The following is a 14,137-nucleotide window of genomic DNA, read 5'->3' on the forward strand; positions in this document are numbered from 1 at the left end:
GGAGCCGCCGAAGGCTGCGATCTTTTGATCTTAGCCCTTGAGAGCAGCAGCCAGAATCAGCGCTTTCATTTCCGATACGGCAGACTTGAAGCCAACGAACAACGCATGCGCCACCAGCGCGTGACCGATGTTCAGCTCGTTGATGCCTTTGATCGCAGCCACGGCCTCGACGTTGTGGTAATGCAGGCCATGCCCGGCATTGACGATCAAGCCTTGGGCCAGACCAAACGCAACGCCATCCGCCACACGCTTCAATTCCTCGGCCACTTCAGTCGGGGTTTCGGCATCGGCGTAACGCCCGGTGTGCAGCTCGATAGCCGGCGCACCGACGCGCTTGGAAGCCGCAATCTGCCGCTCGTCAGCATCGATGAACAGCGACACTTCGCTGCCGATTTTCGACAAGCGCTCGACCGCCGCCCTGATACGTTCTTCCTGCCCCGCTACATCCAGACCGCCTTCGGTGGTCAGCTCCTGACGGGTTTCCGGGACCAGGCAGATGTGCGCCGGGCGAATGCGCTCGGCGAACGCCATCATTTCTTCGGTGACGCCCATTTCGAAGTTCATGCGCGTTTGCAGCACATCTTTCAGCAGCAGCACGTCACGCTCCTGAATGTGCCGTCGATCTTCGCGCAGGTGCACGGTGATGCCATCGGCGCCCGCCTCTTCTGCATCCAGCGCCGCTTTGACCGGGTCCGGGTAGCGCGTGCCACGGGCCTGACGCAGGGTGGCGACGTGGTCGATGTTCACGCCGAGAAGAATGCGATTGCTGCTGGTCACGGATGCGCTCCTGAATTGAGAGATTCGGCGCACAGCATATCAGGGCTTGCGAAACAGCTCGCGACTGACAAGCGGACGCCCGCCCAAATGCACCGCCAGGGCCTGGCGCATCAGCCGCTTGGCCGCCGACAGCGCACCGGGCGCCGACCAGTCGGCTTCGGCCATGGCCAGCAGTTCAGTGCCGTTGAACAAGCCTGGTTGCAGCAGATACACCCTTTCGAGACCGGCATCGACTTGCAGGCGATAGAGACCGTCAGGTGCCACAGGCTCACCGTGCATATCGGTGTTCATGGAGAAGCCGTAGCCGAGATCATCCAGCAGACGCCATTCGAAGGAGCGCAGCAACGGTTCCAGTGGCCGCCCCTCGGCCAGCGCCAACAGGGTCGCAGCATAGTGGTCAAATACGGCGGGATGCGGGTCTTCGGCAGGCAACAGGCGGATCAACAATTCGTTGAGGTAGAGACCGCTGAACAGCGCCTCGCCATTGAGCCACGCAGAGGTGCCAGAACTCTCCATGCGCCCGACATTCTTCAGCTCGCCCTTGCCACGGAACTCGACCTCCAGCGCCACGAACGGCCGCGCCAGCGTCCCGGCCTTGCCCCGCGCACTGCGCAACACCGCCCGCAGCCGACCTTGCGGCGTGAGGAAATCGACCAATGCGCTGGTTTCGCGATAGGCGCGCGAATGCAGGACATAGGCGGGCTGGGCGGGAGGCGGGTTTTGCGACATTGAGTTCTCGATGAAGAAACGCGGTTTTACATACAACCCAAAACCACTGTGGGAGCGAGCCTGCTCGCGAAAGCGGAGTGACAGTCAACATCAATGCTGAATGTTACATCCTCTTCGCGAGCAGGCTCGCTCCCACAGTGAGTAGCGGTGTTTTCGAGATCGCTACTTACAGGTCGCCATAACCCAGCGAACGCAGCGCGCGCTCGTCATCGGACCAGCCGCCCTTCACCTTGACCCACAGGTTGAGCATGATCTTGGAGTCGAACAGCAGCTCCATGTCCTTGCGCGCTTCGGTGCCGATGCGCTTGATGCGCTCGCCCTTGTCGCCAATGATGATTTTCTTCTGGCCGTCACGCTCGACGAGAATCAGCGCGTGGATGTGCAAGGTCTTGCCCTGCTGCTTGAATTCTTCGATTTCAACCGTGATCTGGTACGGCAGCTCGGCGCCCATCTGGCGCATGATTTTCTCGCGCACCAGTTCGGCGGCAAGGAAACGGCTGCTGCGGTCGGTGATCTGGTCTTCCGGGAAGAAGTGATCATTCTCCGGCAAGTGATCGGCGATGACCTTTTCCAGCGCTTCGAGGTTGTGCCCGTGCTGCGCGGAAATCGGGATGATCTGCGCGTTCGGCAGCTGTTCCTGCAACCAGCTCAGGTGCGGCATCAGCTCGGCTTTGTCTTCGATGCGATCGGTCTTGTTCAGCGCGACGATCAGCGGGCCGGTCACGTATTGCACACGCTCCAGAACCATCTGGTCTTCGTCGGTCCACTTGGTGCGGTCGACGACGAAGATCACCACGTCGACGTCTTTCAACGCCGCCGAAGCGGTTTTGTTCATGTAACGGTTCAGGGCCTTTTCGCCACCCTTGTGCATGCCCGGGGTGTCGACGTAGATCGCCTGCACGTCGCCCTCGGTCTTGATCCCGAGCATGTTGTGGCGAGTGGTCTGCGGCTTGCGCGAGGTGATCGCGAGCTTCTGCCCGAGGATGTGGTTGAGCAGCGTCGACTTGCCGACGTTGGGACGGCCGACGATGGCAACGTAGCCACAGCGAGTTGCGTTTGTATCAGTCATTGCCATTCTCCACGCCCAGGGCAATCAGTGCTGCGGCGGCCGCTACCTGTTCGGCAATACGACGGCTCACACCCTGACCTCGGCTTTTTTCATTCAGTAAGACCACTTCGCATTCGACGAAGAAGGTTCGGCAGTGCGGTTCGCCCTGGATATCCACCACTTCGTAGCGTGGCAGTTCGCAACCGCGCGATTGCAGGTGTTCCTGCAAGCGGGTTTTCGGATCCTTGTTGGTGTCGACCAGCGTCAGGCCTTCGAATTCGCCGGCCAGCCAGGCCAGCACGCGCTCGCGGGCGACGTCCATGCCGGCATCGAGGTAGATCGCGCCAATCAACGCTTCGAGGGCATCGGCCAGAATGGATTCACGGCGGAAACCACCGCTCTTCAGTTCACCCGAACCCAGGCGCAGATAATCGCCGAGGTCGAAACCGCGAGCGAGTACGGCCAGGGTCTCACCTTTTACCAGCCGTGCGCGCAAACGCGACAACTGGCCTTCGCGGGCCAGCGGGAAGCGATCGAACAGCGCCTCGCCAGCGACGAAGTTGAGGATGGCATCACCGAGGAATTCCAGACGCTCGTTGTTGCGCCCGGCAAAACTGCGGTGCGTGAGGGCCAGCAGCATCAGCTCCTGATCCTTGAAGGTGTAACCGAGCTGGCGCTCGAGACGGCTTAGAGAAACGCTCACGGTTTACCCACGCTGAGTTCGTGGCTGGTTTCCACTGCCATCGCCGGGGTACGGCGCAGGCCTGGGACAATTAACGCTGTGTTCAAAAAATAAATCCTGGCGATTGCGAAGCCGATTGTGCCGGCTCCAGAAATGCATTCGGCGCTGTGGTCAACAGCGCCGTGTTTGATTACTTGATCAGGCCAACCCGCGAGAAATTCGGCAGGTGGCTGAGTTTCGGCTCTGGCCAGCTCATCCAGACCGCGAAGGCCTTGCCGACAATATTCTTGTCGGGAACCATGCCCAGCAGATCCTTGGGAATGTTCGGATCATCCCAGTAGCGGCTGTCATTCGAATTGTCGCGGTTGTCGCCCATCATGAAGTAGTGCCCGGCAGGCACTGTCCACGAACGGTCCGGGGTGGCGCGGTAGCGGCTCATTTCCTTACGGATCAGGTGTTCGGCTGCGCCGAGTTTTTCCTGATAGAGCTCCGCGCTGCCCAGCGAACCCGCCTCGGCGCCAACCATCTTCTCGGCAATCGATTCGCCGTTGACGAACAGACGCTTGTCGGCGGTGTAACGCACCGTGTCACCCGGCAGGCCGACCACACGCTTGATGTAGTTGACGTTCGGGTCGCTCGGGTAGCGGAACACCATCACATCACCGCGCTGCGGGTCACCGACTTCGATGATCTTCTTGTCGATCACCGGCAGACGGATGCCGTAGGAAAACTTGTTCACCAGAATGAAGTCGCCGACATCCAGGGTCGGTTTCATCGAGCCGGACGGGATCTGGAACGGCTCCACCAGGAACGAACGCAGCACCAGCACGATGAACAGCACCGGAAAGAACGACTTGCCGTATTCGACCAGCAGCGGCTCTTTGTTCAGCTTCTCGACCACCACAGGCTCGGGCTGGCTGACACTGCCTTGATAAGAGGCAATGGCAGCACGCCGACGCGGTGCCAGGAACAGCAGATCAAGCAACGCCAACAGGCCGCAGACGAACACGGCGATGACCAGCAACAGCGGGAAATTTAGCGACATAGGACCTGATTATTCCAACCTGAGCACGGCGAGGAAGGCTTCCTGTGGAATTTCCACGTTGCCGACCTGTTTCATGCGTTTCTTACCGGCCTTCTGCTTCTCGAGCAGTTTCTTCTTACGACTGACGTCACCGCCGTAGCATTTGGCCAATACGTTCTTTCTGAGCGCCTTGACGGTTGTCCGCGCCACGATCTGACCACCGATGGCGGCCTGGATCGCCACGTCGAACATCTGACGAGGAATCAGTTCTTTCATCTTCTCGGTCAACTGGCGACCTTTGAAGTGCGAATTGTCACGGTGCACGATCAATGCCAGGGCATCGACCTTGTCGCCGTTGATCAGCACGTCCAGTTTCACCAGATTAGCCGATTGGTAACGATCGAAATGGTAGTCCAGCGAAGCATAGCCGCGGCTGGTGGATTTGAGACGGTCGAAGAAGTCCAGGACCACTTCGTTCATCGGCAGGTCGTAGGTCACTTGCACCTGATTGCCGAGGAACAGCATGTCGACCTGAACGCCGCGTTTCTCGATGCACAGGGTGATCACGTTGCCCAGGTGTTCCTGCGGTACGAGGATATTGGCGCGCACGATTGGCTCGCGCATGTCCTCGATCGCCGACACGTCCGGAAGCTTCGACGGGTTGTCGACGTAAATCGTTTCACCGGTTTTCAGCACCAGCTCGAAAATTACCGTCGGCGCAGTGGTGATCAGGTCCAGGTCGTATTCGCGCTCGAGGCGCTCCTGGATGATTTCCATGTGCAGCATGCCGAGGAAGCCGCAACGGAAGCCGAAGCCCAGGGCGTCGGAGCTTTCCGGGGTGTACTGCAGCGACGAGTCGTTCAGGGTCAGCTTCTGCAGCGCTTCGCGGAAATCCTCGAAGTCGTCGGAGCTGACCGGGAACAGACCGGCGTAAACCTGTGGCTGAATGCGTTTGAAGCCCGGCAGCACCGGCACGTCCGGCGTGGAGCTCAAGGTCAGGGTGTCACCGACCGGCGCACCGTGAATGTCCTTGATGCTGGCGATGATGAAGCCCACTTCGCCGGCCTTCAGATCAACGGTGGCGGTGTGTTTCGGGTTGAACACACCGACGCTGTCGACCAGGTGCACCTTGCCGGTGGACTTGACCAGAATCTTGTCGCCCTTCTTCACACGGCCGTGGCGCACGCGTACCAGGGAAACAACGCCCAGGTAGTTGTCGAACCAGGAGTCGATGATCAACGCTTGCAGCGGATCTTCGATGTTGCCGGTGGGTGCAGGAATGGTGTGCACCAGACGCTCGAGCACTTCGTCGACACCCAGGCCGGTCTTGGCGCTGCAGGTGACGGCGTCGGTAGCGTCGATGCCGATGATCTTCTCGATCTCGTCCTTGACGCGATCCGGCTCGGCCTGGGGCAGGTCGATCTTGTTCAGGACCGGCATGACCTCAAGGCCCTGCTCGATGGCGGTGTAGCAGTTGGCCACGGACTGGGCTTCTACGCCCTGCCCCGCATCGACCACCAGCAACGCACCTTCGCACGCGGCCAGGGAACGGCTGACTTCGTAGGTGAAGTCGACGTGTCCCGGGGTGTCAATGAAGTTCAGCTGGTAGGTGATGCCGTCTTTGGCTTTGTAATAGAGGGTAACGCTATGGGCCTTGATGGTGATCCCGCGTTCACGCTCAAGATCCATGGAATCCAGTACCTGGGCTTCCATTTCACGCTCGGCCAGGCCGCCGCACATCTGGATGAAACGGTCAGCCAGCGTCGACTTGCCATGGTCAATGTGGGCGATGATGGAGAAATTGCGGATATGACTCAAATCACTCACGGATCAACACTCAAAAAGGCTGCAGGCTTGGCCCGCCGAAAAATAGCCGGGAATTGTACCTGATACACGGCGCAAGCGTCACGTTCGCCTGTCACCCGGATCGCATGCAAAAACGCCCCGGTCTGGCGACCGAGGCGTTTTCAGGGTTCAAGCGCTCAATGAAAGCTTGTTCATCAGCCCGCGCGTCTGAGCAGCCAGACGCCTGCCAGCGCACACACGCCGGCCGGCACCAGCACCGCAAACAGCGGCGAGAAACCGAACACCAGACTCGATGGCCCCAGCAGATCCTGGACGATGCGGAAGGTGAAGCCCACCAGCACGCCGGTGAACACACGCTGGCCAAGAGTCACCGAACGCAGTGGACCGAAGATGAACGAGATCGCCATCAGCACCAGCGCGGCAGTCACCAGCGGCTGCAACACCTTGACCCAAAATGCCAGCCAGTAACGGCCGTTGCTCAGGCCCTGCTCGGCCAGATAGTGGATGTAGCCCCACAGACCGCTGATCGACAGCGATTCCGGCGCCATGACCACGGTGCTGAGCAGTTGCGGGCTCAACGCCACGTCCCACTCCTCGCTCGGGGCATTGACGACCTCGGTGCTGCGCTCGTGGAACAGCGTGGTGGCAACGTCGGTGAGCTGCCACTTGCTGCCGTCAAACTCGGCCTTTTTGGCGAAGCTGGAGCTGAGCAGATGGCGTTCCTTGTCGAAGTGATAGCGCGTCACGCCGTACAACAGACCGTTCGGTTGAACGGCGTTGATGTGGATGAATTCCTCACCCTGACGGTGCCACATACCGTGTTTGGCGCTTTGCGCATCGCCGCTGCCCTGGGCCAGCGAGCGATTGGCCTGTGCCATGCTTTCGGTGGCCGGGGCGACGTATTCGCCGATCAGCACGCCGGCGAGCATCAGCACCAGCATCGGTTTCATGACGGCCCAGACGATACGGCCGATCGACACGCCAGCAGCGCGCATGACCGTCAGCTCACTGCTGCTGGCCAGACTGCCGAGACCGATCAGGCAGCCGATCAATGCGGCCATCGGCAGCATTTCATAGAGCCGGCGCGGTGCGGTGAGCAATACAAAACCGAGCACGTCGACCAGGGTGTAGGTGTCGCTGACGTCGCCCATTTCATCGATGAAGGCGAAAAGCGTTGCCAGGCCGAGGATGATCGCAAGCACGGCGATGATCGCCATGAATACGCTGCTGCCGATGTAGCGGTCGAGTTTAACCACGGGCCACCTCCAGCGCAGCACTGCGACGGCTGGCCAGCTTCAGGCGCAGCGGCTCCCAATAAAGCAGGCCGAGGCCGATCACCAGGAAGATCGCGTGTACCCACCACAGGCCGAGGGCTGGCGGAATCTTGCCTTTTTCAAGGGCGCCGCGAGCGGCAATCAGAATGGTCAGGTAAGCCATATAAAGAAGAATCGCCGGCAGCAGCTTGAGAAAACGCCCCTGACGCGGATTCACCCGCGACAGCGGCACCGCCATCAGGGTCACGATGAACACCAGCAATGGCAGCGACATGCGCCATTGCAGCTCGGTTTTTGAACGGATGTCATCACTGCCCCACAGGGACGAGGTCGGCATCGCATCGCGATCGGTGACTTCTTCGCTGACGTCCGGCTTGGGCAGCAGCACGCCGTAGGTTTCGTAATGAATGGCGCGGTAATCGGCCTGCCCGGGGCTGCCGTCATAGCGGTAACCGTTGTCGAGAATCAGGTAACGATTGCCGTCGGGGCGGATTTCCTGACGGCCCGACTCGGCCACCAGTACGGAAATCCCGCGATCCTTCTTATCGGCGCCGAGGTTCTTCTGCGAAATGAACACGCTACCGAGATTGACGCGGTCGTCGCTCAGGGTTTCGGTGTAAGTCACTCGAGTACCGTCACGCAAGGCCTGGAAGCGGCCCGGTTCGAGGGTATCGAACTCGGTCAGCGCGTCCTGCTTGTTCAGCAGCAGCTGAAACTGGTTGGCGCCCTGCGGAGCAAGGCCGAGGCTCAGCCACGCCACCACCAGTGCCACCAGCGTTGCCGGAAACAGGGTCATGCGAAACAGCTTCTGCTGGCTCATGCCGGTGGCCGAGAGCACGGTCATTTCGCTTTCGAGGTACAGCCGACCGTAGGCCAGCAGGATCCCGAGGAACAGGCCCAGCGGCAGAATCAGTTGCAGGAAACCCGGCAGACGAAAGCCCATGATCAGGAACAGCGAGCCCGGATCGAGCTGACCGGCCGCAGCCTGCGCCAGGTATTTGATGAAGCGACCGCTCATGATGATGACCAGCAGCACGGCACTTACGGCGCTGAGGGTCAACAGGACTTCGCGGGACAGATAACGGAAGACGATCAAACCAGACACTCCAGGGTTGTCAGGCTAAGGCGGCCAAACAAGCAAACACATCGACCGGCCCGCCATGCAGAGCGGTCGAAAAAAGATGCGGCATTATCCTGTGATTGGGTGCGCCTGTCACTGCGCACACTCATCCATCGCTGTAATCCTTTGCTGAGGGTTGTCAGGCGCGGGGAGCGAGGTTCAAACTGCGGCCCTTGTCGCAGGCTTTGGCCTGCGCCTCTTCTATCTATAAGCAGGCGACTGCGGACAACGTCGAGCGCCTGCGTGTTGACCATTCATTCAGGGATCCGGACATGGAACTGGTTGTAAAAAGCGTTAGCCCAGAAACGTTGAAAACCGCCACCCTGGTGGTTGCCGTCGGCGAAGGCCGCAAACTCGGTGTCGCCGCCAGACTGGTCGACGAGTCGAGCGGTGGCGCGATCAGCGCCGTGCTCAAGCGTGGCGACTTGGCCGGCAAGGTCGGTCAGAGCCTGCTGCTGCACAGCCTGCCGAACCTGAAAGCCGAGCGCGTGTTGCTGGTCGGTGTGGGCAAGGACGAAGAATTGGGCGACCGTCCGTTCCGCAAAATCGTTGCCGGCATCCTCAACACCCTCAAAGGCCTGGGCGGCGGTGACGCCGTGCTGGCGCTGGATGAAGTCATCGTCAAAGGTCGCGACAGCTACGGCAAGACTCGCCTGCTGGCAGAAACCCTGGTCGACGGCGGCTACACCTTCGACCAGTTCAAGAGCCAGAAAGCCGAACCGCGCGCCCTGAAGAAAATCACCCTGCTGACCATCAAGGCTGCGCAAGCCGAAGTGCAGCGTGCCGTGAACCACGCCACCGCCATCGCCAACGGCATGGCCTTCACCCGCGACCTTGGCAACCTGCCACCGAACATCTGCCACCCGACCTTCATGGGCGAACAGGCGAAGAACCTGGGCAAAGAGTTCAAGGATCTGAAAGTCGAAGTACTCGACGAGAAGAAGATCAAATCCCTCGGCATGGGCTCGTTCTACGCTGTGGGCCAGGGCAGCGCCCAGCCGCCGCGCCTGATCGTCATGCAATACAACGGCGGCAAGAAATCCGAGAAGCCATACGCGCTGGTCGGCAAGGGCATCACCTTCGACACCGGCGGCATCAGCCTGAAGCCGGGCGCCGGCATGGACGAGATGAAATACGACATGGGCGGCGCTGCCTCCGTGTTCGGTACCTTGCGTGCTGTGCTTGAGCTGAAACTGCCGATCAATCTGGTGTGCATCCTCGCCTGCGCCGAAAACATGCCGAGCGGCAATGCTTCGCGGCCGGGCGATATCGTCACTACCATGAGCGGCCAGACCGTGGAAATCCTCAACACCGACGCTGAAGGCCGTCTGGTGCTGTGCGATGCGCTGACCTACGCCGAGCGCTTCAAGCCACAAGCGGTGATCGACATCGCCACCCTGACCGGTGCTTGCGTAGTTGCCTTGGGCGCGCACACGTCCGGCCTGCTGGGCAACAACGACGAGCTGATCGACCAACTGCTCAGCGCCGGCAAGGCTGCCGACGACCGCGCCTGGCAACTGCCGCTGTTCGATGAGTATCAAGAGCAACTGGACAGCCCGTTCGCCGACATCGCCAACATTGGCGGGCCGAAGGCCGGCACCATCACTGCCGCCTGCTTCCTGTCGCGCTTCACCAAGAACCTCAACTGGGCGCACCTGGACATCGCCGGCACGGCATGGACCAGCGGCGGCAAGGACAAGGGCGCCACTGGCCGTCCGGTTCCACTGCTGACCCAGTACCTGCTGGATCGCGCCAAGGCCTGAAACCGCTGAAAGGTGGCGTCACTCTCGGGTGACGCCGCTTGCCGCTCTGGAACCGCAATGACCAAAGTCGACTTCTATATCCTGCCCAGCGCCGATCCATCAGCGCGCCTGGATTTCGCCTGCAAGCTCACCGAGAAAGCCTGGCGCATGGGCCACCGCATCTACCTGCATTGCAGCGATGCGGCCCAGCGCGACGATCTCGATGCGCGTCTGTGGGCATTCAAGGGTGAAAGCTTCGTGCCCCACGGCCCGGCCGACAGCGAACCGGACGGTTTGATCGTGCTGGGACTCGGGCAAGACTGCGGTGAGCATCAGGATCTACTGGTCAATCTCGACCTGAAAGTCCCGGCCTTCGCCAGCAAATTTGCCCGCGTGGCGGAAGTGGTGGTCGAAGATCCGACCATCCGCGCAGCGGCGCGGGAGAGTTTCCGTTTCTACCGCGAACAGGGCTATTCTCTGCAAGACCACCGTTTACAGCGACTCTGAGCATTCCAATGGACACTCCGAAACCGCAACAGAAATCCGCACACCTGCTGGACGATCTCGAATCGATCCGCCAGTTGCTCGGCGATGACAACCTGCAACCGCCACTGTTGACCGATACGGTCGATGACGGCGAACAGGAACAGATTCCGATGCTGTTCGATTCCGTCGGCAATCAACCGGCGGCCGTCGAGCCGCCACCAGCGCCGCCCCAGGCTGCCCAGGCTGCTGCGCCGGTCGACAAAGGTCCCGACGCTCTGCTGCACCTGGACAGCGAACTGCGCGCCGCCGCGCAATTGATCATGCAAGACGTGATCGACGACTTCGCTCCGCACATCGAAACCGAAATCAAACGTCGCCTGGATGCGCGGATGGAGCGGCTGCTCGCCGCAGCTGCAAGCGGCAAGCTTTAAGCTGCAAGCCAAAGCCAAAGCAAATCCGCCGCGCTCCTCTTGAAGCTTGCAGCTTGTGGCTTGTGGCTGTCCCCACGGCTATACTTCCCGGCTTTTCCTGAATAAATGCCAATAGGGTCCCGCCGCGCATGGATAAGACCTACCAGCCGCACGCCATTGAAACTTCCTGGTACAAGACCTGGGAGTCCGAGAACTACTTCGCCCCGCAAGGCGCGGGCGAGTCCTACACCATCATGATCCCGCCGCCGAACGTCACCGGCAGCCTGCACATGGGTCACGGCTTCAACAACGCGATCATGGACGCGTTGATCCGTTTCCGCCGCATGCAGGGTCGCGACACCCTGTGGCAGCCGGGCACCGACCACGCCGGTATCGCCACGCAGATGCTGGTGGAGCGTCAGCTCGAAGCCCAAGGCCAGAATCGTCACGATCTGGGCCGGGAAAAATTCCTCGAGAAAGTCTGGGAGTGGAAAGATCAGTCCGGCGGCAACATCAGCCGGCAGATCCGTCGTCTCGGCTCGTCCGTCGACTGGAGCCGCGAGCGCTTCACCATGGACGACGGCCTCTCGGAAGCGGTCAAGGAAGCCTTCGTGCGTCTGCATGAAGACGGCCTGATCTACCGCGGCAAGCGTCTGGTCAACTGGGACACCAAACTGCACACGGCGATTTCCGACCTCGAAGTGGAAAACCACGAAGAGAAAGGTTTCCTGTGGAACCTGAAATACCCATTGGCCGATGGCGTTAAAACCGCCGAGGGCAATGACTTCCTGATCGTCGCCACCACCCGTCCGGAAACCATGCTCGGCGACTCCGCCGTCGCGGTTAACCCGAACGACGAGCGCTACAAAGCGCTGATCGGCAAATTCGTCGAGCTGCCACTGGTTGGCCGGCGCATCCCGATCATCGCCGACGATTATTGCGACCCTGAATTCGGCACCGGCTGCGTGAAAATCACCCCGGCCCACGATTTCAACGACTACGAAGTCGGCAAGCGCCACAACCTGCCGCTGCTGAACATCTTCGACAAGAACGCCAACGTGCTGCCTGCCGCCCAGGTGTTCAACCTCGACGGCACGCTGAACGAGAGCATCGACGGCAAGATTCCGGCCGAGTTCGCCGGCCTTGAGCGTTTCGAAGCGCGCAAGCAGATCGTCGCCGCGTTCGACGCCGCCGGCCTGCTGGTGAGTGTCAACGATCACAACCAGAAAACGCCGAAAGGCGATCGCTCCGGCACGGTCATCGAGCCGTGGCTGACCGACCAGTGGTACGTATCGACCAAGCCGCTGGCCGAGCCGGCGATTGCTGCCGTTGAAGACGGTCGCATCCAGTTCGTGCCCAAGCAGTACGAAAACATGTACTTCTCGTGGATGCGCGACATCCAGGACTGGTGCATCAGCCGTCAGCTGTGGTGGGGCCACCGGATTCCGGCCTGGTACGACGAGTCGGGCAAAGTCTACGTCGGTCGCGACGAAGCCGAAGTGCGTGCCAAGCACAACCTCGGCCCGGACGTTGCGCTGCAACAGGACAACGACGTACTCGACACCTGGTTCAGCTCCGGGCTGTGGACCTTCTCGACCCTGGGCTGGCCTGAGCAGACCGAGTTCCTGAAGAAATTCCACTCCACCGACGTGCTGGTCACCGGTTTCGACATCATTTTCTTCTGGGTTGCCCGGATGATCATGATGACCATGCACCTGATGAAGAACGAAGACGGCACGCCGCAGGTTCCGTTCAAGACCGTGTACGTACACGGTCTGGTGCGCGACGGCCAGGGCCAGAAGATGTCCAAGTCCAAGGGCAACGTCCTTGACCCGCTGGACATCATCGACGGCATCGACCTGGAAACCCTGGTGCAGAAGCGCACTTCGGGCCTGATGCAACCGAAACTGGCGAAGAAGATCGAGAAAGCCACCCGCGAAGAATTCGCCAATGGCATCGAAAGCTACGGCACCGACGCCCTGCGCTTCACCTTCTGCTCGCTGGCCTCGACCGGTCGCGACATCAAGTTCGACATGGGTCGCGTCGAAGGCTATCGCAACTTCTGCAACAAGATCTGGAACGCCGCGCGTTACGTTCTGGACAAGGGCGAAGACTGCGGCCAGAACGGCGAAGCCTACGAGCTGTCGTTGGCTGATCGCTGGATCATTTCGCAGTTGCAACGCACCGAAGCCGAAGTGACCCGCCAACTGGATCAGTTCCGTTTCGACCTCGCCGCGCAAGCGCTGTACGAGTTCATCTGGAACCAGTACTGCGACTGGTATCTGGAACTGTCCAAGCCTGTGTTGTGGGACGAGAACGCGCCGGTCGAACGTCAGCGCGGCACTCGCCGTACGCTGGTGCGTGTGCTGGAAGTGGCGCTGCGTCTGGCGCATCCGTTCATGCCGTTCATCACTGAAGAAATCTGGCAGCGCATCGCGCCGCTGGCCGGTATTCAGGGCAAAACGATCATGCTGCAGCCTTGGCCGGTGGCCAACGAGGAGCGCATCGATCCGGCGGCGGAAAACGACATCGAATGGCTCAAGGAACTGATGCTCGGCACGCGCAACATTCGTGGCGAGATGAACATCGGCCCGGGCAAGCCACTGCCGATCTTCCTGAAGAACGTCAGCGCTGAAGACCAGCGCCGCCTGACCGAGAACGAAGCGCTGCTGAAGAAGCTGGCGCGCCTGGAATCGATCACCGTACTCGCCGCTGGCGAAGAAGCACCGCTGTCCGCTACCGCACTGGTGGGCGAGATGGAAGTGCTGGTGCCGATGGCCGGCCTGATCGACAAAGGCGCGGAACTGGCGCGTCTGGACAAGGAAATCCTGCGACTGCAGGGCGAAGTCCAGCGCGTTGGCGGCAAGCTGTCCAACGCAGGTTTCGTCGACAAGGCCCCGGCCGAAGTCATCGAGAAGGAACGCGCCAAACTGGCCGAGGCCGAACAGGCCCTGGGCAAACTGGCCGAGCAGCACGCGCGGATTGCCAGCCTGTAACGGCAAACCGCACTGAAAAAGGGAGGCCCAAGTGGCCTCCCTT

Annotated in this window: 12 protein-coding genes; 4 read left to right on the forward strand and 8 right to left on the reverse strand. The window is 60.7% G+C overall.

Features of this window, described 5'->3' with window-relative positions; translation table 11 throughout:
- Positions 1 to 30: 30 nt before the first annotated feature.
- The 8 genes from pdxJ to lptF form a co-directional block, all read right to left on the reverse strand.
- Positions 31 to 777, reverse strand: a complete 747-nt coding sequence (gene pdxJ / locus D8U60_RS14675) for a pyridoxine 5'-phosphate synthase (RefSeq protein ID WP_016771560.1) — start codon at positions 775 to 777, stop codon at positions 31 to 33.
- Positions 778 to 816: 39 nt separating this feature from the next.
- Complete coding sequence (gene recO / locus D8U60_RS14680; RefSeq protein WP_016771561.1) at positions 817 to 1,506, reverse strand: DNA repair protein RecO; 690 nt, start codon at positions 1,504 to 1,506, stop codon at positions 817 to 819.
- A gap of 166 nt (positions 1,507 to 1,672) precedes the next feature.
- Positions 1,673 to 2,575 carry a GTPase Era gene (era, locus tag D8U60_RS14685; RefSeq protein ID WP_016771562.1) on the reverse strand — a complete coding sequence of 301 codons (903 nt, stop codon included), beginning with the start codon at positions 2,573 to 2,575 and terminating at the stop codon, positions 1,673 to 1,675.
- On the reverse strand, positions 2,568 to 3,257 hold the full coding sequence (gene rnc, locus D8U60_RS14690) for a ribonuclease III (protein ID WP_024011703.1): 690 nt from the start codon (positions 3,255 to 3,257) through the stop codon (positions 2,568 to 2,570). Before rnc ends, era begins: the two co-directional genes overlap by 8 nt.
- A gap of 169 nt (positions 3,258 to 3,426) precedes the next feature.
- Positions 3,427 to 4,281 (reverse strand): signal peptidase I, encoded by an 855-nt coding sequence (gene lepB / locus D8U60_RS14695; RefSeq protein WP_016771563.1) that lies wholly within the window; start codon positions 4,279 to 4,281, stop codon positions 3,427 to 3,429.
- Positions 4,282 to 4,290: 9 nt separating this feature from the next.
- The gene (gene lepA, locus D8U60_RS14700) at positions 4,291 to 6,087 is read right to left on the reverse strand and encodes a translation elongation factor 4 (protein WP_016771564.1); all 1,797 of its coding nucleotides are present in this window, start codon (positions 6,085 to 6,087) and stop codon (positions 4,291 to 4,293) included.
- A 173-nt stretch (positions 6,088 to 6,260) separates the two neighbouring features.
- On the reverse strand, positions 6,261 to 7,322 hold the full coding sequence (gene lptG / locus D8U60_RS14705) for an LPS export ABC transporter permease LptG (RefSeq protein WP_016771565.1): 1,062 nt from the start codon (positions 7,320 to 7,322) through the stop codon (positions 6,261 to 6,263).
- Complete coding sequence (lptF, locus tag D8U60_RS14710) at positions 7,315 to 8,436, reverse strand: LPS export ABC transporter permease LptF (protein ID WP_016771566.1); 1,122 nt, start codon at positions 8,434 to 8,436, stop codon at positions 7,315 to 7,317. Before lptF ends, lptG begins: the two co-directional genes overlap by 8 nt.
- A 296-nt stretch (positions 8,437 to 8,732) precedes the next feature.
- Here lptF and D8U60_RS14715 point away from each other — a divergent pair, with 296 nt between their 5' ends.
- The 4 genes from D8U60_RS14715 (at position 8,733) to D8U60_RS14730 (ending at position 14,094) form a co-directional block, all read left to right on the forward strand.
- Complete coding sequence (locus D8U60_RS14715) at positions 8,733 to 10,223, forward strand: leucyl aminopeptidase (RefSeq protein ID WP_039759172.1); 1,491 nt, start codon at positions 8,733 to 8,735, stop codon at positions 10,221 to 10,223.
- Between the two features lie 57 nt (positions 10,224 to 10,280).
- A complete protein-coding gene (locus tag D8U60_RS14720) occupies positions 10,281 to 10,709 on the forward strand; it encodes a DNA polymerase III subunit chi (RefSeq protein ID WP_016771568.1) in 429 nt (142 codons plus the stop codon).
- Positions 10,710 to 10,717: 8 nt separating this feature from the next.
- Entirely contained in the window at positions 10,718 to 11,119 is a 402-nt protein-coding gene (locus D8U60_RS14725; protein ID WP_130900371.1) for a DNA polymerase III subunit chi, read from the forward strand.
- Between the two features lie 128 nt (positions 11,120 to 11,247).
- Positions 11,248 to 14,094 carry a valine--tRNA ligase gene (locus tag D8U60_RS14730; RefSeq protein ID WP_122747664.1) on the forward strand — a complete coding sequence of 949 codons (2,847 nt, stop codon included), beginning with the start codon at positions 11,248 to 11,250 and terminating at the stop codon, positions 14,092 to 14,094.
- Positions 14,095 to 14,137 lie beyond the last annotated feature (43 nt).

This window comes from Pseudomonas sp. Sample_11, assembly GCF_004307505.1.
Taxonomy (GTDB): domain Bacteria; phylum Pseudomonadota; class Gammaproteobacteria; order Pseudomonadales; family Pseudomonadaceae; genus Aquipseudomonas; species Aquipseudomonas atacamensis.

Coding starts and splice junctions, on each gene's coding strand:
- D8U60_RS14730 (WP_122747664.1), top strand. CDS start 11,248: ATGGATAAGACCTACCAGCCGCACGCCATTGAAACTTCCTGGTACAAG.
- D8U60_RS14725 (WP_130900371.1), top strand. CDS start 10,718: ATGGACACTCCGAAACCGCAACAGAAATCCGCACACCTGCTGGACGAT.
- recO (WP_016771561.1), bottom strand. CDS start 1,506: ATGTCGCAAAACCCGCCTCCCGCCCAGCCCGCCTATGTCCTGCATTCG.
- D8U60_RS14720 (WP_016771568.1), top strand. CDS start 10,281: ATGACCAAAGTCGACTTCTATATCCTGCCCAGCGCCGATCCATCAGCG.
- D8U60_RS14715 (WP_039759172.1), top strand. CDS start 8,733: ATGGAACTGGTTGTAAAAAGCGTTAGCCCAGAAACGTTGAAAACCGCC.
- lepB (WP_016771563.1), bottom strand. CDS start 4,281: ATGTCGCTAAATTTCCCGCTGTTGCTGGTCATCGCCGTGTTCGTCTGC.
- era (WP_016771562.1), bottom strand. CDS start 2,575: ATGACTGATACAAACGCAACTCGCTGTGGCTACGTTGCCATCGTCGGC.